Source organism: Pseudomonas sp. RIT-To-2, from assembly GCF_029623465.1.
GTDB classification, from domain to species: domain Bacteria; phylum Pseudomonadota; class Gammaproteobacteria; order Pseudomonadales; family Pseudomonadaceae; genus Aquipseudomonas; species Aquipseudomonas silvicola.
The window spans coordinates 130633-151679 of record NZ_JAPYKM010000012.1 but is presented as its reverse complement, the minus strand read 5'-3'; the positions used below and the strand labels follow the sequence as shown (position 1 = coordinate 151679).

Annotated in this window: 16 protein-coding genes; 8 read left to right on the top strand and 8 right to left on the bottom strand. The window is 63.3% G+C overall.

Features of this window, described 5'->3' with window-relative positions; translation table 11 throughout:
• Positions 1 to 231: 231 nt before the first annotated feature.
• Positions 232 to 576, top strand: coding sequence for an aspartate-semialdehyde dehydrogenase (locus QBK88_RS13580; protein ID WP_277962401.1), 345 nt, complete (start codon positions 232 to 234; stop codon positions 574 to 576).
• A 61-nt stretch (positions 577 to 637) separates the two neighbouring features.
• Positions 638 to 799 carry a hypothetical protein gene (locus QBK88_RS13575; protein WP_268144851.1) on the top strand — a complete coding sequence of 54 codons (162 nt, stop codon included), beginning with the start codon at positions 638 to 640 and terminating at the stop codon, positions 797 to 799.
• A 162-nt stretch (positions 800 to 961) separates the two neighbouring features.
• Here QBK88_RS13575 and QBK88_RS13570 read toward each other — a convergent pair whose 3' ends face one another.
• The gene (locus QBK88_RS13570; protein WP_158154459.1) at positions 962 to 1432 is read right to left on the bottom strand and encodes a MaoC family dehydratase; all 471 of its coding nucleotides are present in this window, start codon (positions 1430 to 1432) and stop codon (positions 962 to 964) included.
• Complete coding sequence (locus QBK88_RS13565) at positions 1429 to 2412, bottom strand: alpha/beta hydrolase (RefSeq protein ID WP_277962400.1); 984 nt, start codon at positions 2410 to 2412, stop codon at positions 1429 to 1431. The genes QBK88_RS13570 and QBK88_RS13565 overlap by 4 nt, the downstream gene beginning before the upstream one ends.
• 207 nt (positions 2413 to 2619) lie before the next feature.
• Between QBK88_RS13565 and fadD2 the strand changes: the two genes are divergently transcribed.
• Both fadD2 and fadD1 read left to right on the top strand, forming a co-directional pair.
• Positions 2620 to 4308: a long-chain-fatty-acid--CoA ligase FadD2 gene (gene fadD2 / locus QBK88_RS13560; RefSeq protein WP_277962399.1), complete on the top strand. Its 1689-nt coding sequence runs from the start codon at positions 2620 to 2622 to the stop codon at positions 4306 to 4308.
• Positions 4309 to 4598: 290 nt separating this feature from the next.
• Positions 4599 to 6296: a long-chain-fatty-acid--CoA ligase FadD1 gene (fadD1, locus tag QBK88_RS13555; protein WP_277962398.1), complete on the top strand. Its 1698-nt coding sequence runs from the start codon at positions 4599 to 4601 to the stop codon at positions 6294 to 6296.
• A gap of 45 nt (positions 6297 to 6341) precedes the next feature.
• Here the strand turns inward: fadD1 and QBK88_RS13550 are convergent, their stop codons facing one another.
• From QBK88_RS13550 to QBK88_RS13540, 3 genes are all read right to left on the bottom strand, one after another.
• A complete protein-coding gene (locus QBK88_RS13550; RefSeq protein WP_277962397.1) occupies positions 6342 to 7625 on the bottom strand; it encodes an NAD(P)/FAD-dependent oxidoreductase in 1284 nt (427 codons plus the stop codon).
• Between the two features lie 96 nt (positions 7626 to 7721).
• Entirely contained in the window at positions 7722 to 9086 is a 1365-nt protein-coding gene (locus QBK88_RS13545; RefSeq protein ID WP_268144840.1) for a glutamine synthetase family protein, read from the bottom strand.
• Positions 9087 to 9145: 59 nt separating this feature from the next.
• A complete protein-coding gene (locus tag QBK88_RS13540; RefSeq protein WP_277962396.1) occupies positions 9146 to 9310 on the bottom strand; it encodes a hypothetical protein in 165 nt (54 codons plus the stop codon).
• Between the two features lie 157 nt (positions 9311 to 9467).
• On the opposite strand from QBK88_RS13540, the gene hrpA reads away from it, so the two are divergent.
• The 4 genes from hrpA to QBK88_RS13520 all read left to right on the top strand — a co-directional run bounded on the left by hrpA (position 9468) and on the right by QBK88_RS13520 (position 17719).
• Positions 9468 to 13379 carry an ATP-dependent RNA helicase HrpA gene (gene hrpA, locus QBK88_RS13535; protein WP_277962395.1) on the top strand — a complete coding sequence of 1304 codons (3912 nt, stop codon included), beginning with the start codon at positions 9468 to 9470 and terminating at the stop codon, positions 13377 to 13379.
• A 204-nt stretch (positions 13380 to 13583) separates the two neighbouring features.
• Positions 13584 to 14705: a beta-ketoacyl-ACP synthase III gene (locus QBK88_RS13530; protein ID WP_277962394.1), complete on the top strand. Its 1122-nt coding sequence runs from the start codon at positions 13584 to 13586 to the stop codon at positions 14703 to 14705.
• A gap of 316 nt (positions 14706 to 15021) precedes the next feature.
• Positions 15022 to 16380, top strand: coding sequence for an OprD family porin (locus QBK88_RS13525; protein WP_277962393.1), 1359 nt, complete (start codon positions 15022 to 15024; stop codon positions 16378 to 16380).
• 220 nt (positions 16381 to 16600) lie between these two features.
• Positions 16601 to 17719, top strand: a complete 1119-nt coding sequence (locus QBK88_RS13520) for a GNAT family N-acetyltransferase (RefSeq protein ID WP_277962392.1) — start codon at positions 16601 to 16603, stop codon at positions 17717 to 17719.
• 69 nt (positions 17720 to 17788) lie between these two features.
• On the opposite strand, the gene QBK88_RS13515 is transcribed toward QBK88_RS13520, so the two are convergent.
• From QBK88_RS13515 to QBK88_RS13505, 3 genes are read right to left on the bottom strand one after another with little or no spacing between them, the layout of a single operon-like run.
• Positions 17789 to 19621, bottom strand: coding sequence for an ABC transporter ATP-binding protein (locus QBK88_RS13515; protein ID WP_277962391.1), 1833 nt, complete (start codon positions 19619 to 19621; stop codon positions 17789 to 17791).
• Between the two features lie 42 nt (positions 19622 to 19663).
• The gene (locus QBK88_RS13510; RefSeq protein WP_277962390.1) at positions 19664 to 20227 is read right to left on the bottom strand and encodes a peptidylprolyl isomerase; all 564 of its coding nucleotides are present in this window, start codon (positions 20225 to 20227) and stop codon (positions 19664 to 19666) included.
• Positions 20221 to 21036 (bottom strand): alpha/beta fold hydrolase, encoded by an 816-nt coding sequence (locus QBK88_RS13505; protein ID WP_277962389.1) that lies wholly within the window; start codon positions 21034 to 21036, stop codon positions 20221 to 20223. The genes QBK88_RS13510 and QBK88_RS13505 overlap by 7 nt, the downstream gene beginning before the upstream one ends.
• Positions 21037 to 21047 lie beyond the last annotated feature (11 nt).

Here is a 21047-nt window from a genome sequence, read left to right as displayed (position 1 = left end):
CTGACTCCCGCCATGAAAAAGCCGACTATGGTACCGGATGATGGCCCCGAGGGCCAAAGAGTCTCGTCGGTTAAATGCAGCTGCAAGCGTCAGGTTTCAAGCTGCAAGCGCAGGACCTGCGCCGGACTCGCGTGCAACTATGCTTATGTGACGTAGTCGATACTTCAGCTACAAACACCTCAAGCCGCCCCACCTGCCGCCGTTACCCCGGCAACAGGAGAGCCCCAGACCATGTTGCCACCCATTCTTCCCCTCAGCGTAGTTCCGGTGACGTCGCAGCTCGACCCGGTACGGCCGGCACCGCCGATCGTGGCGCCCGTGACGCCCACTCAGCCTACGTCGGATGAAAGCGAGATCGACCTGCGCCAGCGCGACCAGGAAACCGCGGCGTTGCTGTTGCGCGAGGAAGAGGAGCGTCAACGCCGTCGTCAGCGTCAGCGCGAGGAGGCCGAACACGACCCCGAGGCCCATTTGCCGGTGCCAGGCCATGAGCTGAACGCCGACAACACCGTGCCGGTGGCGCCTTTGATCGACGACGAACCGCGCCAGGGGCTGTGGGTGGACATAGAAGTTTGATCCGCGGGGCGTCTGCCCGCATTATGAATGCCAGACCCTCGCCCCACCCGACGTAGTGACCATGAGCCAGGACGACAAGCTGATCGATTTCTCCGCGGAGCGCGCCAAGCGCGTGCACGACCTCAATGACAAGCGCCTGAATGAAATGCGTCAGCAGTTCGAGCAGGTCATGCCCTTGGGCAGCGGCAAGAAAAAACCCAAGAAGAAGCCCAAGAAGCGCTGAAAACTTGACCTGAGTCAGTTCGCGCAGGGCTTCCACTGGTTATCTTTGCTCCATCGAACGCAAGCAAGGCTTGCGCTTCAACAGAGCACGCAAGGCATTTAGGGCGACTTCGGTCGCCCATTTTTTTGCCTGTGTGAAACATCCCCTGCAGCACGGGCTTGATCAGCCGATGGTAATGGCCGGTGGGCTCACCAGGTTCACGGTCTGCTCCTTGCGCGGCGCCAGGATCTCGGCCTCGCCATCCACCACCATCTCATCACGCTGGTTGTATACCTGGGTGGCGATGCGCACGCGGAACTTGGGCAGCTTTTCCAGGATTTCCAGGCGCACGGTCAGCGTGTCGCCGATCTTTACCGGTTTCTGAAAGCTCATTTTCTGCCCAAGGTAGATGGTGCCCGGGCCAGGCAGCTCGCAGGCCACGGCGGCACTGATCAGCGCGCCGCTGAACATGCCGTGGGCAATACGCTCCTTGAACATGGTGGTGGCGGCGAATTCCGGGTCCAGGTGCACCGGGTTGTGGTCGCCAGACATGGCGGCGAACAGCTGGATGTCGCGCTCCTCCACGGTCTTGCTGAAAGTCGCTTTCTGGCCGACTTCAAGGGCTTCGTACGGCGTGTTGGTAACCTGGGTCATGGGTGACTGTTCCTTATCGGGTTCGGTAACGGCGGTTGTTCGCTGCGGGCCGGGCACTGGGTGGCCAAGGCCTGTTGCAGCCAGGCGAGCAGGTCGGCGATGACCTCCTCGCGGTTGATCTCGTTGAGTATTTCGTGGCGCGCCTGGGCATACAGTTTCAGGGTGACAGGGCGGCTACCCGTTGCACCCCATGCGTGCGCCAGATCAGTGAGACGCTTGCCCTGGCTCACCGGATCACATGAACCCCCCACGATCAGTATCGGCAGGCGTTGATTGACCTGCGCCAGGTTGCCAGGGGCGCTGATCAGGGCAAGCCCCTGGAGCAGGTCGAGCCACAATTGATTGGTGCAGCGAAACCCGCACAGCGGGTCATTGATGTAGGCGTCAACGGCGGCCGGGTCGCGGTTCAGCCAGTCGAACCGGGTGCGCGTGGGCCTGAAGGCCTTGTTGAAGGTGCCAAAGGACAGCCGTTCGATCAGCGCGCTGCGGCCCTTTGCCCCCTGGCGCAGGCTCTCCAGCCGGGCGACCAGGCGCGCGGCGCGGTAGAAGCCGGGTGGCTGGTAGTTGGAACCGCTGAAAATCGCCCCCTGCACACCGCTACCGTGGCGCAGCAGGTAGCCCTGGGCCAGGTAGCTGCCCATGCTGTGCCCCATCACCACCATCGGCGTGCCCGGGTGAACCTGGTGCAGGTGCCGGGCGAGCTCGGCCAGGTCGTCGAGCACCCGGCTCCAGCCGCACCGGTCGGCGTAATGGCCCACCACCCCGGCCTCGGCAGTGCGGCCATGGCCACGCAGGTCCGGGGCATACAGGGCGATGCCCGCCGTCGCCAGGGCCTCGCCCAGGTGGCCATAGCGGCCGGCATGTTCCGCCATGCCATGGGCCAGCAGCACCACGGCGCGGGGCGCCTCGGCGGGTAGCCAGGTGTATGTGTACAGGCGAGCATGGTCAGTGGCGGTCAGCCAGAACGTCTCTGCGGCCATGGCGGTTCCTTGGGGCGAAGAAAGCAACGTCGCACCATTGTATAGCCCATGGCGCGCATCCAGCGCGGCGCAGCATTCTGATTCATGATGTTAATGACAGCGCCTGGCGTGTTTGCCGGGGCTTGCTTAACTGCTAACGTCGCAAAAGCACCCGCTATTGCCCAAGGAGGCGGCGGCACGATCGGCTCAGGCGAGAGGACAATAATAATGCAAGCTGAATTCTGGAACGATAAACGGCCCGTGGGGGTGCCCACGGCGCTGGATCTGGGCGCCTACAGCTCGGTGGTGGAGGTGTTCGAGCGTTCCTGCAAGAAGTTCGCTGACCGCCCGGCCTTCAGCAACCTGGGGGTCACCCTGACTTATGCGCAGCTGGATCATTACAGCGCCGAGTTCGCCGCCTACCTGCAGAACGAGACCGACCTGGTGCCCGGCGACCGTATCGCCGTGCAACTGCCCAACGTGTTGCAATACCCCATCGTGGTGTTCGGCGCCCTGCGCGCAGGGCTGATCGTGGTCAACACCAACCCCCTCTACACCGCCCGGGAAATGCGCCACCAGTTCACCGACTCGGGCGCCCGCGCGCTGGTGTACCTGAACATGTTCGGCAAGCTGGTGCAGGAAGTACTGCCCGACACCCGCATCAACTACCTGATCGAGGCACGCCTGGGTGACCTGATGCCGGCCGCCAAGGGCTGGCTGGTCAACACCCTGGTGGCCAAGGTGAAGAAAAAGATTCCTGCCTTCGACCTGCCCCAGGCCATCACCTTCAAGCGGGCACTGGCATTGGGCCGTGGCCAGGCACTCAAGCCGGTGCCTCTGACCCTGGACCATGTGGCGGTGCTGCAGTACACCGGCGGCACCACCGGCCTGTCCAAGGGTGCCATGCTGACCCATGGCAACCTGGTTGCGAACATGCAGCAGGTGCTGTGCTGCTTCGAGCAGACCGACGAGCACGGCGTGAAAATCCTGCGCGAAGGCCAGGAAGTGATGATCGCGCCGTTGCCGCTCTACCATATCTATGCCTTCACGGCGAACTGCATGGGCATGATGGTCACCGGCAACCACAACGTGCTGATCAGCAACCCGCGGGACATCCCGGCGTTCATCAAGGAACTCAAGCAGTGGCAGTTCACCGGCCTGCTGGGGCTCAATACCCTGTTCGTGGCGTTGATGGAGCACCCCGACTTCAAGACCCTGGACTTCTCTCACCTCAAGGTCACCAATTCCGGTGGCACCGCGCTGGTCAAGGCCACGGCCGACCGCTGGGAAGCATTGACCCGTTGCCGCATCGTCGAAGGCTATGGCTTGACCGAAACCTCGCCTGTGGTGTGCACCAACCCGTACGGCGCTGCGGCCAGGTTGGGTACGGTGGGGCTGCCGGTGGTGGGCACGGCGCTGAAAATAATCGATGACCAGGGCAACGAGTTGCCCCTGGGCGAACGAGGCGAACTGTGCGTGAAGGGCCCGCAGGTGATGAAAGGCTACTGGCAGCGCCCCGAGGCGACCGCCGAAGCGCTGGATGCCGAAGGGTGGCTGCGTACCGGTGATATCGGGGTCATCGACCCCGACGGCTTCGCCCGCATCGTCGACCGCAAGAAAGACATGATCATCGTTTCGGGCTTCAACGTGTACCCCAACGAAATCGAAGACGTCGTCATGGCCCACCCCAAGGTTGCCAACTGCGCCTGCATCGGCATTCCCGACGACCGTTCCGGCGAGGCGGTAAAATTGTTCGTCGTACCGCGCGAGAGCGGGGTGAGCCTGGAAGAGCTCAAGGCCTACTGCAAGGAAAACTTCACGGGCTACAAGGTGCCCAAACACATCGTGCTGCGCGAGTCGCTGCCAATGACGGCGGTGGGCAAGATCCTGCGCCGCGAGCTGCGCGATATCGCCTGACCGCACACTGCACGGGTCGGCTTGTCGGCACGTTGTCCAGGGGCTTCGATCGCTTGCTGGCAAGCCATCTTTCGAGTGTAATAGGTTTTTTACTCTAAAAGTGACCGTTTGAATTCATTGAGTCATTTTCGTGACCATCAAGCCCGATTCGGGCTCTATGCGACCTTTTCCAAAGCTGCTACTCTCGGCGCGCTTTCGATCGAACGGCGCTTCACGCGCCCGGGTCATCCATCAATAATAATCGCATATGAAGCGGTGATGAATTCGCTGTGCTGGAGGAGTGGGCTTCCATGATCGAAAATTTCTGGAAGGATAAGTACCCAGCGGGTATTGCTGCGCACATCAATCCTGACGAATATCCGAATATCCAGGCTGTGTTGAAGCAGTCCTGCCAGCGCTTCGCTGACAAGCCGGCGTTCAGCAACCTGGGCAAGACGCTCACCTACGGTCAACTGTACGAACTGTCGGGCGCCTTCGCGGCGTACCTGCAACAGCATACCGATTTGCAACCCGGCGATCGAATCGCCGTGCAACTGCCAAACGTTTTGCAGTACCCGGTGGTTGTGTTTGGCGCTATCCGCGCCGGCCTCATCGTGGTCAACACCAACCCGTTGTACACCGCACGGGAAATGGAGCACCAGTTCAATGACTCCGGTGCCAAGGCCCTGGTATGCCTGGCCAACATGGCGCACCTGGCGCAGCACGTGGTGCCCAAGACGTCGGTCAGGCATGTGATCGTCACCCAGGTGGGCGACCTGCTGCCACCGGTCAAGCGCCTGCTGGTGAACAGCGTCATCAAGTACGTGAAGAAAATGGTGCCGCCGTACCACCTGCCCAATGCGGTGAAATTCAACGACGTGATCAGCAAGGGCCACGGCAAGCCGGTGCGTGAAGCCAACCCCGATGCCAACGACGTGGCCGTGCTGCAATACACCGGTGGCACCACCGGCGTGGCCAAGGGTGCCATGCTCACCCACCGCAACCTGGTGGCCAACATGCTGCAGTGCAAGGCGCTGATGGCCTCGAACCTGAATGAAGGGTGCGAGATCCTCATCACACCGTTGCCGCTGTACCACATCTACGCCTTTACCTTTCACTGCATGGCCATGATGCTGATCGGCAACCACAACGTGCTGATCAGCAACCCCCGCGACCTGCCGGCCATGGTCAAGGAGTTGTCGAAGTGGAAATTCAGCGGTTTCGTGGGGCTCAACACCCTGTTCGTGGCCCTGTGCAACAACGCTGAATTCCGCAACCTGGACTTCTCGGCGCTGAAAGTGACCCTGTCCGGTGGCATGGCCCTGCAACTGGCTGCCGCCGACCGCTGGAAAGCCGTGACCGGCTGCGCTATCTGTGAAGGCTACGGCATGACCGAAACCAGCCCGGTGGCATCGGTGAACCCGATCCAGAACATTCAGGTGGGCACCATCGGTATTCCCGTGCCGTCCACCCTGTGCCGGGTGGTCGATGAAAATGGCCGCGAGCTGGGCCTGGGTGAAACCGGCGAGTTATGCGTCAAGGGCCCGCAGGTGATGAAGGGTTACTGGCAGCGCCAGGAAGCCACCGACGAAATGCTCGATGCCGATGGCTGGCTGAAGACCGGCGACATCGCGGTGATCCAGGACGATGGGTACATGCGCATCGTCGATCGCAAGAAGGACATGATCCTGGTCTCGGGCTTCAACGTGTACCCCAATGAACTGGAAGATGTGCTGGTGACTCTGCCGGGCGTGCTGCAATGCGCGGCCATCGGCGTGCCGGACGAAAAATCCGGCGAGGCCATCAAGATGTTCATCGTCGCCCGTCCCGGCGTGACCCTCACCAAGGACCAGGTCATGGAGCACATGCGCGCCAACGTCACCGGCTACAAGGTGCCGCGCGCCGTGGAGTTCCGCGAAGCGCTGCCGACCACCAACGTTGGCAAGATCCTGCGCCGCGAGCTGCGCGATGAAGAACTGAAGAAGCTGGGCCTGAAGAAGATTGCGTGAGGGCAGTTGCAAGCTGCAAGAGGCGATGCTCCTTGCAGCTTGCAGCTAAAGCAGCTTCTCGCGCATGCCGTAGTACCACATTCCCACCGCCAGCAACGGGTTGCCCAGCACATCCCCCATCGGCACCTTGATGTGCCTGCACGCGGCGAAGGTATCGAACTGGCCCAGGGTGCCAGTCAGGGCGTTGGCCATGATCTCGCCCATCACGTGACTGGTGGCGATGCCGTGCCCTGAATAGCCTTGGCAATACCAGACGTTGTCCGACAGCTTGCCCAGTTGCCGGATGCGGTTGACCACGATGCCCATGGCGCAGCTCCACTGAAACTCGATGTCCACGCCCTTGAGGCGGGGAAAGGTGCGCTCGATGCAAGGCCGCAATTCGGCGGCGATGTCGCGTGAGTCCTTGCCTGAGTAGTTGGCACCGCCGCCGAACAGCAGGCGGCCGTCGGCGGTCATGCGGTAGTAGTCGAGCACGAAACGGCAGTCGTACACGGCCAGGTTCTGGGGGTTGAGTTGGTGCGCCAGGTCGCCCAGCGGTCGGGTGGTGACGATGCCGCCCATGGCCGGGAAGATCTTGCCCTTGAGCTGTTTGCGTTCCAGCCTGTGGTGCACGTCACCGGCCAGCATCACCTGCCGGGCCTCGATTCGGCCTTGGGCAGTGACCACGGCGGGGCGTGGGCCGTGGATGATCTCCACCACCTCGCTGTGCTCGAATACCCGCGCGCCCAGGGCCTGGGCAGCGCGGGCTTCGCCCACGCACAGGTTGAGCGGGTGCAGGTGCAGGTTGCGGGTGTTTTTCAGTGCGCCCAGGTACAGCGGGCTGTCCAGGTGCTGGCGCATGGCGGCGCGGTCCAGCAGGGTGACGGCATCGCCCATGCCCCGCGCCTGGGCTTCTTCCAGGGAAGCGCGTAGTTCGTTCATGTGCGCAGGCTTCATGGCCGCGTGCAGGTGGCCGCGCCTGAGGTCGCAGGCGATGCCATAGCGGGCCACGCGCTGCTCGATGATCTGGTGCCCGCGCCAGCGCAGGTGCCAGATGAAGTCATCCACCTCGGCGCCCAAGTGGTTGCGCATCTGCTTGCGCATGGCTGCATCGCCCGACAGGCTGCCAGTGACCTGGCCGCCGTTGCGGCCGCTGGCACCCCAGCCGATTTCATGGCTGTCGAGCACGGCCACCTCAAGGCCTTTTTCCGCCAGCTCCACGGCAGTGGCGATACCGGTGAAGCCGCCGCCGATGATGGCGACGTCGACGCTGTGGGTGCCTTGTAGAACCGGAAAGTCGGTGTCGTGGTTCAGGGTGGCGGTGTAGTAGTTATTGATGCGTGGGGGCATGGTGCGATGCTCCGGGGTGAGAGTGGGGGTTGCTTCTTCCCGAGCTTCGCCCGGTCCTGCGCTGGGCCGGGCAAAGCGCAAGACAGCCGACGACGGTCAGGCCTGGGTCAGGTACCAGCGCCAATCCTGCTCACCGACCTCGGCCATGAACTGTCGATATTCCTCACGCTTCACCGCCAGGTACACCTTGAGGAAGTCCTGGCCAAACGCCTCCCGTGCCCAGGCCGAGCCCTGCAGCGCATCCAGTGACGTCAACCAGTCGGTGGGTAGCCGCTCGTCTGCCTGGGCGTAGCCGTTGCCCTGCACCGGCGCGCCAGGGGCGATGCCTTCGCGGATACCCCGGTGAACGGCCGCCAGCACGGCTGCGGCGGCGAGGTAGGGGTTGGCATCCGCGCCACAGATACGGTGTTCGATGTGTCGGCTGTGGGCAGGCCCGCCTGGCACCCGCAGGCTGACGGTGCGGTTGTCCACCCCCCACGTCGCCGCCAGCGGTGCGTAGCTGTTGGCCTGGAAACGCCGGTAGGAATTGGCGTTGGGGCAGAACAGCAGCAGGCTGTCGAGCAGGCACGCCAGCAGGCCCCCCACGGACTGGCGCAGCAGCGGCGTGCCAGCCTTGTCATCGCTGGCATATAGGTTGTGCCCCCGGGCATCGGCAAGGCTGATGTGCAGGTGCATGCCAGTGCCCGCCAGGTCAGCGAACGGCTTGGCCATGAAGCAGGCCTGCATGCCGTGCTGGTGGGCCACGCCCTTGACCAGGCGCTTGTAACGCACCGCCTGGTCCATGGCCAGCAGTGCGTCGCCGTGTTCCAGGGTGATCTCAACCTGGCCGGGGGCATACTCGGAAATCGCCGTGCGCGCCGGAATGCCCTGCTGTTTGCACGCCGCATACAGGTCGGCGAGAAACGGCTCTATCTGCTCCAGCTCGCGCAGGCCGTAAACCTGGGTATTGCGCGGGCGCCCCCCGTCGGCGTCCAGCGCCGGTCGGGGGCGCCCGGCTGTGTCGCGCTGGGTGTCCAGCAGGTAGAACTCCAGCTCGCAGGCCATCACCGGGTAGAAACCATCGGTGTTCAGGCCCTCGATGACCCTGGCCAGCAAATGCCGCGGGTCGGCGACGCTGGCTGGCAGGCCTTCTGTGGGGTGCATGCTGACCTGCACGGCCGCGGTGGGCATCCTGCGCCAGGGCATCGGTACCAGGCTGCCTGCCAGGGGGTAGGCGCGGCAGTCGATGTCGCCTGTTTCCCAGACCAGTCCGGAGTGTTCCACGTCGTCGCCATTGAGGGTCAGGCCCAGGATCGTGCTGGGCAAGGGGCGGCCGCTCTCATACACGGCCAGCAGTTCATCACGGTGCAGCAGCTTGCCGCGAGGTACGCCGTTGGCGTCCAGAATGAACAGCTCGAACATTTCAATATGCGGGTGTTGGTCCAGGAATGCCTGGGCCTGTTGCAGAGGGGCGAAATTCATGGGGCTCTCGCTTGCGCACGCGGGGTCGGCCCGTCTTCAGGACGGGAGCACAGGTGGATTCAGGCGGCGAGCGAGGCGTCTGGCGGGCGCGCGTGGCGGCAGTGCCACAGGGCCCAGAAGGCCAGGATCACATTGAACAGCGGGTTTTCCCCGGGGCGCAGGCAGACCGCACGGCGCTGGGCGCGTGGTTCGGTACTGGCGGCGGGGAGCGGGGCGGGGTTCATGGTCACGGATGGTTGCACGGCGCCGACAGGGGGTTAAATCGGGATTGTTCGACCTTCAGGTCGACATTGCCTAAACATACGGGTCAATGTGATTAGATCCCGCAAATCTGCGACAATCACGCCCATTCTTTTCGCCGCGTGGCCATTTGCGTACCTGATGACTGACCAGACTCCCGTTATCGACACCCTGTTCAAGAACCTCGACCAGGCGATGATCAGCGACCGCCATCGCCTGCGCCGGCAATTGCACGAGCTGCGCAAGAAACCCGACGAAGGCAAGCTGGCCCAGTGGGTGGAGCGGGCCCGGGCGTCCATGGCCCAGGTCACGGCGCGGCGCCAGAGCGTGCCGGCCATCCGCTACGATGACAGCCTGCCCATCGCCGCCAAGCGCGACGAAATCAAGAAGATCCTGGCCGAACACCAGGTACTGATCATTGCTGGCGAGACCGGCTCGGGCAAGACCACCCAGTTACCGAAGATCTGCCTGGAACTGGGCCGCGGCCAGCATGGCCTGATCGCCCATACCCAGCCACGCCGGATTGCCGCGCGCAGCGTCGCCACCCGCGTCGCCGAGGAACTGGCCACGCCCCTGGGCGCGCTGGTGGGCTACCAGGTGCGCTTCGAAGACCAGAGCGACGCCAATACCCTGGTCAAGCTGATGACCGACGGCATCCTCCTGGCCGAAACCCAGCACGACCGCTTTCTGGAACGCTACGACACCATCATCGTCGACGAAGCCCACGAACGCAGCCTGAACATCGACTTCCTGCTGGGCTACCTCAAGACGCTATTGCCGCGCCGCCCCGACCTGAAGGTCATCATCACCTCGGCGACCATCGACCTGGAGCGCTTTTCCAAGCACTTCAACGACGCGCCGATCATTGAAGTGTCGGGCCGTACCTACCCGGTGGACGTCTGGTACCGCCCGCTCACCAGCGAGCAGGACGAGGAGGGCAACAGCGTCGAGGACGACCTGACCGTTGACCAGGCCATCATCGCCACCCTGGATGAGATAGCCTCGTTCGAGCGCAGCGAAGGCAAGCGCCCGGGCGACGTCCTGGTGTTCCTGCCCGGCGAGCGCGAGATCCGCGACGCCGCCGAGATGCTGCGCAAGGCCCAGCTCAGGCACACCGAAATCCTGCCGTTGTACGCGCGCCTGTCACCGGCCGAGCAGCAGAAGATTTTCCAGAGCCACCCGGGCCGCCGGGTGGTGCTGGCCACCAACGTCGCCGAAACCTCGCTGACCGTTCCGGGCATCCGCTACGTGATCGACAGCGGCACCGCGCGCATCAGCCGCTACAGTTACCGCGCCAAGGTCCAGCGCCTGCCCATCGAGGCGGTGTCCCAGGCCAGCGCCAACCAGCGCAAGGGCCGGTGCGGGCGGGTCGAACCCGGCATCTGCATTCGCTTGTACAGCGAAGAGGATTTCATCAGCCGGCCGGAATTCACCGACCCCGAGATCTTGCGCACCAACCTGGCGGCGGTGATCCTGCAGATGCTGCACCTGCGCCTGGGCGAGATCGACCAGTTCCCGTTCATCGAGCCACCGGATGGCAAGGCCATCACCGATGGTTTCAACCTGCTGCAAGAGCTGTCGGCAGTCAACCGCGAGAACCAGTTGACCCCGATCGGCCGCCAGTTGGCGCGTCTGCCGGTGGACCCGCGCATGGGCCGCATGCTGCTGGAAGCGGCAAAGCAGGGCAGCCTGCAGGAAGTGCTGATCATCGCCAGTGCCCTGTCAGTGCAGGACGTGCGCGAGCGCCCGCCGGAGCGCCAGCAGGCCGCCGACCAGGCCCACGCCCAGTGGAAAGATGCCGATTCGGACTTCGCCGCGCTGGTCAACCTGTGGCGCGGCTTCGAGGAGCAGCGCCAGGCCCTGACCGCCAGCCCGCTGCGCAACTGGTGCCGCAAGAACTTCCTCAACTACCTGCGCCTGCGCGAATGGCGGGATGCCCATCGGCAGTTGAGCCTGATCTGCCGTGACCTGCAGTTGACCATCAACAAGGAGCCGGCTGACTACCCCAAATTCCACAAGGCGATCCTGTCCGGCTTGCTCAGCCAGGTCGGCCAGAAGACCGAGGAAGGCGACTACCTGGGCGCGCGTCAGCGGCGTTTCTGGATTCACCCCTCGTCGGGCATCGGCAAGAAGCGCCCCCAGTGGCTGATGACCGCCGAATTGATGGAAACCACCAAGCTGTACGCACGCATGGTGGCCAAGATCGATGCCGACTGGATCGAGCCTCTGGCCGGGCACTTGATCAAGAAAAACCACTTCGAGCCGCACTGGGAGAAAAAGCGTGGCCAAGTGGTGGCCTACGAACAGATCACCCTGTTCGGCCTGATCGTGGTGGGCCGCCGCCCGGTGCATTACGGCCCCATCGACCCGGTGGTCGCACGCGAGCTGTTCATCCGTGAAGGCCTGGTGCGGGGTGAGATCCAGTCGCGGGCCAAGTGCCTGGTGGCCAACCGCGAACTGCTGGAGCAGCTCGACGCGCTGGAGGCCAAGGCGCGGCGCCGGGACATTCTGGCCGATGAAGAAACCCTGTACGCCTTCTACGATGCGCGGGTACCCGCCGAGATTCACCAGACGGCCACCTTCGACCAGTGGTACAAGACCGAGAGCCACAAGAACCCCAAGCTGTTGATCATGCGCGAGGAAGACGTACTGGCCCGCGAGGCCAGTGAGGTCACCGCCGGCCAATACCCGGATACCTTGCGCCTGGGCGACCTGACCCTGGCGCTGAGCTATCACTTCGAGCCCAACCACCCGCGTGACGGCGTCACCGTCAGCGTACCGGCGCCGCTGTTGCCGGCGCTGCCCAATGAACGCCTGGCGTGGCTGGTACCGGGCTTGCTGGAAGCCAAGTGCATCGCGCTGGTGCGCAACCTGCCCAAGGCGATCCGCAAGAACTTCGTGCCGGTGCCGGACTTCGTCCGCGCCGCCCTGCAGCGCATCACTTTCGCCGAGGGCTCGTTGCCCCAGGCGCTGGGCCGCGAACTGCTGCGCATGACCGGCGCGCGGGTCAGCGACGAGGCCTGGGCCGAGTCCGAACAGCAGGTGGACAGCCACCTGCGCATGAACATCGAAGTGCTGGACGGCCAGGGCAAATTCCTCGGTGAGGGCCGCGACCTGGCCGAGCTGACCGCGCGTTTCGTGCAGGCCAGCCAGGCCGCCCTGGCCGCGCCGCAATCGGCCAAGGCCCAGCAGCCGGTGGAGGCCAAGGCCTTCGCCGCGGTGGCCGAGACCACCCAGCAGAAGATCGCCGGGCTGTCGATGACGGTCTATCCGGCGCTGGTGGAAGAGAACGGCACCGTCAAGGAAGGCCGTTTCTCCACCGCCGCCGAAGCCGAGTTCCAGCACCGCCGTGCCTTGCAGCGGTTGTTGTTGCAGCAGTTGGCCGAGCCGGCCAAGTTCCTGCGCGGCAAGCTGCCCGGGCTGACCGAACTGGGGTTGCTGTATCGGGAACTGGGGCGCGTCGAAGCGTTGGTGGAAGACATCCTGCTGGCCAGCCTGGACACCTGCATTCTTGAAGGGGAAGCCAGCCTTCCCCGTGACGGCGCCGGCCTGGCGGCCCTGGCCGAGCGCAAGCGCGGTGCCTGGGCGGAGCATGCCGAACGCCTGGCGCGCCAGACCCTGGACATCCTCAAGCTCTGGCACGGCTTGCAGAAGCGCTTCAAGGGCAAGATCGACCTGGCTCAGGCGGTGGCCCTCAACGATATCAAGCAGCAACTGGGCAACCTGGTGTACCCGGGCTTCGTGCGCCAGACCCCGTCGGCCTGGTTCAAGGAATTGCCGCGTTACCTCAAGGCCATCGAACTGCGCCTGGAAAAACTGGGCAGCCAAGTGCAGAAGGACCGGGTATGGAGCATCGAACTGGGCAACCTGTGGGCGCAGTTTCAGGCGCGCCAGGGCAAGCATGCCCAGGAAGGCAAGCGCGACCCGGAGCTTGAGTCGTACCGCTGGCTGATCGAGGAATACCGGGTGTCGCTCTTTGCCCAGCAGCTGGGGACCAAGGTACCTATCTCCGACAAGCGCCTGGGCAAGCAATGGACCCAGGTGGAGGCCTGATAGCCGGGGTGCCCTTTATCGTGTAAAGGGCACTTTTCCCGCGAATCTGGCACAATTGGCCACCGTTTCACCCGCGACCATGGGTTGCCTGACCCGTTTCGCGCCCGTGACAGTGCTTTTTATTAACTGGTACGTTAGTACCAGTTGACTGCGACTCACTCTGCCGCTGCCCTGGCAACGGCCCCGAATAATAGAGGAACGAGCGTGCATAACGTCGTCATCAGCGGCACCGGCCTGTATACCCCGGCTGACAGCATTTCCAACGAAGAGCTGGTTGCCTCCTTCAACGCCTGGGCACACCAGTTCAATGCCGACAATGCCGCAGCCATCGAGCGCGGTGAACTGGCGGCGCAGACCGAGTCCAATGCCGCTTTCATCGAAAAAGCCTCGGGTATCAAGAGCCGCTTCGTCATGGACAAAGCCGGCATCCTCGACCCCGCACGCATGAAGCCGCGCCTGCCGGAGCGTTCCAACGACGAACAGTCGATTCTCTGCCAGATGGCCGTGGCCGCTGCCGAGCAGGCCTTGCAACGGGCCGGCAAGACCGCTGCCGACATCGACGCGGTGATCGTCGCCTGCTCCAACCTGCAGCGCCCGTACCCGGCCGTGGCCATCGAAGTGCAGCAGGCCTTGGGTATTCAGGGCTTTGGCTTCGACATGAATGTGGCCTGTTCCTCGGCCACCTTCGGTATCCAGACCGCTTGCAACAGCGTCGCCCTGGGGCAGGCGCGGGCGGTACTGGTGGTGGACCCGGAGATCTGCACCGGCCACCTGAATTTCCGTGACCGCGACAGCCACTTCATCTTCGGCGACGCCGCCACCGCGATCGTCGTCGAGCGCGCCGACCTGGCGACCTCGCCGTACCAGTTCGAGATCGTCAGCACCAAACTGCTGACCCAGTTCTCCAACAACATCCGCAACAATTTTGGCTTTCTCAACCGCGCCGCCGAAGAAGGCGCCGATGCCGCCGACAAGCTGTTCGTACAGGAAGGCCGCAAGGTATTCCGCGAAGTGTGCCCGATGGTGGCGCAACTGATCGGTGAGCACCTCAGCGAAAACCGTATCGAGGTGGCCGACGTCAAGCGCTTCTGGCTGCACCAGGCCAACCTGAGCATGAACCACCTGATCGTGAAGAAACTGCTGGGCCGGGAAGCCTCGGTAGAGGAGGCCCCGGTGATTCTCGATACCTACGCCAACACCAGTTCGGCGGGGTCGGTGATCGCTTTCCATAAATACCAGGACGACCTGGGCAAGGGCTCGCTGGCAGTATTGAGTTCGTTTGGCGCCGGCTACTCCATCGGCAGCGTGATCTTGCGCAAGCGTTGATCCGCCCGGTTTCTGCGCTTGAGTTCATTTCTGTGGGAGCTGGGGGCTCATCGCCCCCAGCTCCCACAGTTCGTTCATGAACAAGGTTTCATTCTGCACGGCCGCCCATTCCTCTGCGAGCCCCATTCCCTCGTGTGATGATTAACTAATCTTCATTTCAAAAAGTTCCGCTGTCATCAAATCTTAATATTCGAGCCACCTCGCTGAAATATCCGCTGTTCAAGATGCCCTCCCATAAAGCTTGCCGGACTTGCGCCCGCATACCAGGCAGCGTCGCTGAAAAAACTCAAAAAGCAGTACTCAAAGGAGTAAATCAATGAACAAGTCCACCGTGGCCCTGACCATGGCCCTGGGCGTCATGGCACAGCAGGCTATGGCCGAAGGCTTTCTTGACGACAGCAAGGCGACCCTGAAGCTGCGCAACTATTACATCAACACCGATAACCGCGACTCGGCCACCGCCAAGAACGCCAACTACCAGGCTGAATGGGGCCAGGGCTTCCAGCTGGAGTTCCAATCCGGCTACACCGCTGGCACCGTCGGCTTCGGCCTGGATGCCATCGGCCTGCTGGGGGTGAAGCTGGACTCCAGCACCGCCAAGCACGGCAACCCGACTGGCACCCTGGACGGCGGCACCGTGTTCCCCAGCGATGGCGACCACGCCGCTGACGACTTCAGCACCCTTGGCCTGACCGCCAAGGCCAAGATCTCCAAGACCGAGCTGAAACTGGGTACCCTGATGCCCAAGCTGCCGGTCATCCAGTACAACGACGGTCGTTTGCTGCCGCAATTGTTCGAAGGTGGCCAGATCACTTCGAACGACATCAAGGACCTGACCCTGATCGCCGGTCAGATCAGCCAGGCCAAGGCGCGTAACTCCAGCAACTTCGAGAACCTGTCCATCAGTGGTGCCAACGGCAGTGGCAACAGCAACATTGGCGAGCGCAGCAACAAGTTCTACTACGCCGGTGCCGACTACAAGATCACCAAGGACCTGTTGGTTCAGTACTACTACGGTGAGCTGGACCAGTTCTACAAGCAGCACTTCCTGGGCCTGGTACACAACTGGGCCATCGGCCCGGGTGTGCTGAAGTCCGACCTGCGTGTGTTCCACAGCACCGACGACGGTGCCAACGGCAACGATGCCGCCTATTACACCAGCGGCAACTACAGCGGCGTGGCCAGCGGCAAAGGGCCGGTGGACAACAACCTGTACAGCGGCCTGTTCCTGTACACCGTGGCCGGCCACACCTTCGGCGGTGGCTACCAGGTCAGCAACGGCAGCTCGGACTTCCCGTGGCTGAACCAGGGCGACGGCTCGTCGAACTACACCATCACCGACATGCAGATCCAGAAGTTCGGCCGTGCCGGCGAGCGCACCTGGCAGGCGCGCTACTCGTATGACTTCTCGGCCATCGGCTTCCCTGGCGCTACCGCCGGCCTGGTGTACCTGCGTGGCGACAACATCGACACCGTGGCCACCAGCGGCGCGGTGGCCGGTTCCGGCCGTTCCGAGTGGGAACGCGACCTGACCCTGGCCTACGTGATTCCGCAAGGCACCTTCAAGGGCCTGGGCCTGATGTGGAAAAACGCCATGTGGCGCAACGATATTCCCGGTCAGCGTGACCAGGACGAAAACCGCGTGATCGTGAGCTACTCCATTCCGCTGTTGTAATGCGTTTCAGGTAACACCGTTTTTGCTCATCCGTTAAAGCTCATTCGCCCCGCCTTAGCGCGGGGCTTTTTTTGCCTGGGATTTTTGCATTGTCTGCTTCCCGAGCGTCACCTGGTCCTACCAGGCCCCGCGCCCCCCCTGCAAGACCGGACGAAGCGCGGGAAGGAGGCGACACCCGTCCGGAATATGGCATCCTTGCAACATCCAAGGGGGAATTGCCATGCCACTGCACGTTACGCACAGCCTGAGCGAGGTATCGGCCGGCGACTGGGACGCGCTGCTTCCCATCGACCAGCCTTTCCTGCGCCATGCTTTCCTCTGCGCCCTGGAAGACAGCGGCAGCCTGGGCAAGCAGTCGGGCTGGCGCCCGGAGCACCTGTTGCACATCGAAGACGGCCGCTTGATCGCAGCGATGCCGGCCTACCGCAAATGGCATTCCTATGGCGAATACGTTTTCGACCACGGCTGGGCCGACGCTTGCCGGCGCGCCGGTATCGATTATTATCCCAAGCTGCTCTGCGCCGTGCCATTCAGCCCGGTCAGCGGCCCGCGCCTGCTGGGTGATGGGCTGGCCCTGCTGCAAGCGGTGCCTGGCTATGTGGAGGTCGAAGAACTATCCGGCGCGCACATCAACTTCACCGACCCGGCCCTGGATACCCTGGTGGCCCAGGAGCCGGGCTGGCTCGAGCGGCTGGGGTGCCAATACCACTGGCACAACCGCGGTTACCGCGACTTCCAGGACTTTCTCGACACGCTCAGTTCGCGCAAGCGCAAGCAGATGCGCAAGGAGCGCGAACAGGTGGCCGCCCAGGGCTTCGAGTTCGAATGGCGCGAAGGGCATACCCTGGCCGAGGCGGAATGGGACTTCGTCTACGCCTGCTACGCCAACACCTACGCCGTACGCCGCCAGTCACCGTACCTGACACGGGCGTTCTTCAGCCTGCTGGCCGAGCGCATGCCCGAGGCCATCCGCGTGGTATTCGCCCGTCAGGCAGGCCGCCCGGTGGCCATGGCCTTCAGCCTGGTGGGTGGGGACAGTTTCTACGGGCGCTACTGGGGCTGCCTGGCGGAATTCGACCGCCTGCATTTCGAAACCTGTTTCTACCAGGGTATGGACTACGCCATTGCCCAGGGGTACCAGCGCTTTGACGCTGGTGCCCAGGGTGAACACAAGTTGATTCGCGGCTTCGAGCCGGTGATTACCCGGTCATGGCATTACCTCAGCCACCCGGGGTTGAAGAATGCCGTAGCCGAGTTTCTGCAGGAAGAGCGTGCGGGTGTGCGGGCCTATGCCGAGGAAGCGCGTGCTGCTTTGCCCTATCGCCAGACTGCTGAATGACCGTAGCAGCGGACCCGGCCGCGTCCCGACCGCCGCGCCGACCCTGACCCAGCGCATGCGGCTCCAGGGTCAATCGATGCCGACGAACCCGCCCGTCTGGTGATGCCACAGCCGCGCGTACAGCCCCTGATGCGCCAACAGCTCCTGATGGCTACCCAGCTCGACAATCCGGCCGTGCTGCAGCACCACCAGCCGGTCCATCTTGGCGATGGTGGACAGGCGGTGGGCGATGGCGATCACCGTCTTGCCCTGCATCAGGGTTTCCAGGCTTTCCTGAATCGCGGCTTCGACTTCCGAGTCCAGTGCCGAGGTGGCTTCGTCCATGATCAGGATCGGTGCATTCTTGAGCAGTACCCGGGCAATGGCGATGCGCTGGCGCTGGCCACCGGACAGTTTCACTCCGCGTTCACCCACGTGAGCATCCAGGCCCATGTGGCCCTGAGCATCGGACAGCAGGGGAATGAACTCGTCGGCACGGGCTTTCACCACGGCGTCCCACATCTGCGTTTCGCTGGCGCCGGGGCGGCCGTACAGCAGGTTTTCGCGGATCGAGCGGTGCAGCAGCGACGTGTCCTGGGTGATCATGCCGATCTGCGCGCGCAGGCTTTCCTGGCTGACCTGGGTGATGTCCTGGCCGTCGATCAGGATGCGCCCGCCTGACAAGTCATAGAGGCGCAGCAACAGGTTGACCAGGGTCGACTTGCCTGCCCCCGAGGGGCCGATCAGCCCTATTTTTTCGCCGGGGCGGATGTCCAGGGTCAGGGTTTCGATGATCTTGCTGCCCTTGCCGTAGTGGAAGTCGACGTTTTCGAAGCGTACGGCGCCGCGGTCCACTTTCAGCTTCGGTGCGTTTTTCACGTCACTGACGCTGACCGGCTGGGCGATGGTCTGCAGGCCGTCCTGGACCATGCCGATGTTCTCGAAGATGCCGTTGACCACCCACATGATCCAGCCCGACATGTTGACGATACGGATCACCAGGCCCGTGGCCAGGGCGATGGCGCCCACCGAGATCAGTGACTGGGTCCACAGCCACAGTGCCAGGCCCGTGGTGCCGACGATCAGCAGGCCGTTGAGGGTGGTGATGGCCACGTCCATGCTGGTGATGACGCGGCTGGCCATTTGCGACTTCTCGGTCTGCTCGCTGATGGCCTCGCGGGCGTAGTGCTGTTCCATGTTGGTGTGGGCGAACAGCTTGAGGGTGGCGATATTGGTGTAGCCGTCGACGATGCGGCCCATGAGCTTGGAGCCGGCGTCGGAAGACACCACCGAGCGCTCTTTCACCCTGGGGACGAAATAGTACAGGGCGACGATGTAGGCCAGGATCCAGCTGATCAGGGGGATCATCAAGCGCCAGTCGGCTTCGGCGAACAGGATCAACGAACTGATGGCGTAGATCAGCACATGCCAGAGTGCATCCACCGCCTGCACGGCCGAGTCACGCAGGGCGTTGCCGGTCTGCATGATGCGCTGGGCGATACGCCCGGCGAAATCGCTCTGGAAGAAATTCAGGCTCTGCTTGAGCACGTAGTTGTGGTTTTGCCAGCGGATCATGCTGGTCATGCCGGGGGCGATGGTCTGGTGCACCAGCAGGTCGTGAAGGCCCACGAACACGGGCCGCAGCAGCAGGGCCACCACGGCCATCCACAGCAGTTCACCGCCGTGGTCGCTGAAGAAGTGCACATTGGGCGTGCCCTGGGCCAGGTCGATGATGCGGCTGAGGTAGTTGAACAGCGCCACCTCGATCAGCGCACCTACCAGCCCCACGAACAGCAGGGCGGCGAAGCTGGGCCAGACCTGGCGCAGGTAGTACACGTAGAAGGCCAGCACCCGGGTTGGCGGCGCCTCGGTGGGCGCCTCACGGAAGATATCGATCCATTTTTCAAAACGACGGAACAGCATGGGGCGAAAGCTCCTGTGTAAAAGGTTCTGGCCTTCAGGCCATCAGTCGACGCGCTTGGCCGACTTGATCAGCACCGGGTCGGCAGGCACGTCTTGCATGCCGCCCTTGCTGGTGGTCGGGGAGTGCACGATCTGGTCGACGACGTCCATGCCGCTGACGACCTTGCCGAATACGGCATAGCCGAAGTCGCGGTTGCCGTGGTCGAGGATCTCGTTGTCGTTGACGTTGATGAAGAACTGGCTGGTGGCCGAGTTGACGCTGCTGGTACGCGCCATCGACAAGGTGCCGCGCACGTTCTTCAGGCCGTTGTCCGCTTCGTTCTTGATCGGGTCGCGGGTTTGCTTTTCCTGCATCTGCTGGGTAAAGCCGCCGCCCTGGACCATGAAGCCGGGGATCACGCGGTGGAAAATGGTGTTGTTGTAGAACCCGCTGTCCACGTAGGCCAGGAAGTTCTTGCTGCTGATCGGGGCCTTGACCATGTCCAGTTCGATTTCCACTTTGCCGAAGCTGGTGTCCATCAGCACGTGTGGGTGCTGGGCGTCGGCGGCCATCAACTGGCTGGCGAACATCAGGGAGCAGGCGGCGAGGGCGATTTTTTTCAGCATGGGACTCGTTGATCCTTGGGGGTGGAGGACACGGCGGCGAGGAAGTCCTTGAGTGTCCGGTTGAAGTGCTCGGGTTGATCCAGTGGCGTAGCGTGCCGTGAATCGGCGATGACCGCCAGTTTTGCCTGGGGGATCAGTTTGACGTACTGCTCTTTGAGCGCCACCGGGGTGTAGTCGTGGTCGGCGCTGATGATCAAGGTGGGACAGCGAATCTGGCCGATGCGTTCCTGCACGCCCCAGCCGATAATGGCGTTGAAGCTGGCCATGTAGGCGTGCTTGTCGTTGCGGGCCCAGCGTTCACTGATCTTGCGCCGCAACTCGGCCTGTTCCGGGCGCGGAAACAGTGACTTGCCCAGGCCCTGGCCGATGGCACCCATGCTCACAACGTGCATCAGGCTCCAGCGCTTGAACCATTGCCAGTAATCCAGGGGCTTGCGCAGCTTCACCTCGGGGGCGCTGTTGACGATGGTCAGGCTGCGCAGCAGGGCAGGGTAGTCCACGGCCATCTGAAACCCGGTCATGCCGCCCATGGACAGGCCCACGTAATGAACCGGGCCCGTGCCCAGGCGGTCGAGCAGCGCGGCCAGGTCGGCGGCAAAGCCGGCGATGCTGTAGCGCTCGCGGGGCTTTTCCGAGCGGCCATGGCCGCGCAGGTCAACCACGATCAAGCGGAAGAAAGGCGCCAGGGCTGGCACCTGGTATTCCCAGTCCTGGGCGCTGGAGCCCAGGCCATGGACCAGCAGCAGGGGGGCGCCCTGGCCGTATTCTTCGTAGTGCAGTGTGCAACCGTCATGTTCGAAAAAGGCCATGGCGACAATCC

Coding starts and splice junctions, on each gene's coding strand:
- QBK88_RS13580 (WP_277962401.1), top strand. CDS start 232: ATGTTGCCACCCATTCTTCCCCTCAGCGTAGTTCCGGTGACGTCGCAG.
- QBK88_RS13575 (WP_268144851.1), top strand. CDS start 638: ATGAGCCAGGACGACAAGCTGATCGATTTCTCCGCGGAGCGCGCCAAG.
- QBK88_RS13570 (WP_158154459.1), bottom strand. CDS start 1,432: ATGACCCAGGTTACCAACACGCCGTACGAAGCCCTTGAAGTCGGCCAG.
- QBK88_RS13565 (WP_277962400.1), bottom strand. CDS start 2,412: ATGGCCGCAGAGACGTTCTGGCTGACCGCCACTGACCATGCTCGCCTG.
- fadD2 (WP_277962399.1), top strand. CDS start 2,620: ATGCAAGCTGAATTCTGGAACGATAAACGGCCCGTGGGGGTGCCCACG.
- fadD1 (WP_277962398.1), top strand. CDS start 4,599: ATGATCGAAAATTTCTGGAAGGATAAGTACCCAGCGGGTATTGCTGCG.
- QBK88_RS13550 (WP_277962397.1), bottom strand. CDS start 7,625: ATGCCCCCACGCATCAATAACTACTACACCGCCACCCTGAACCACGAC.
- QBK88_RS13545 (WP_268144840.1), bottom strand. CDS start 9,086: ATGAATTTCGCCCCTCTGCAACAGGCCCAGGCATTCCTGGACCAACAC.
- QBK88_RS13540 (WP_277962396.1), bottom strand. CDS start 9,310: ATGAACCCCGCCCCGCTCCCCGCCGCCAGTACCGAACCACGCGCCCAG.
- hrpA (WP_277962395.1), top strand. CDS start 9,468: ATGACTGACCAGACTCCCGTTATCGACACCCTGTTCAAGAACCTCGAC.
- QBK88_RS13525 (WP_277962393.1), top strand. CDS start 15,022: ATGAACAAGTCCACCGTGGCCCTGACCATGGCCCTGGGCGTCATGGCA.
- QBK88_RS13520 (WP_277962392.1), top strand. CDS start 16,601: ATGCCACTGCACGTTACGCACAGCCTGAGCGAGGTATCGGCCGGCGAC.
- QBK88_RS13515 (WP_277962391.1), bottom strand. CDS start 19,621: ATGCTGTTCCGTCGTTTTGAAAAATGGATCGATATCTTCCGTGAGGCG.
- QBK88_RS13510 (WP_277962390.1), bottom strand. CDS start 20,227: ATGCTGAAAAAAATCGCCCTCGCCGCCTGCTCCCTGATGTTCGCCAGC.
- QBK88_RS13505 (WP_277962389.1), bottom strand. CDS start 21,036: ATGGCCTTTTTCGAACATGACGGTTGCACACTGCACTACGAAGAATAC.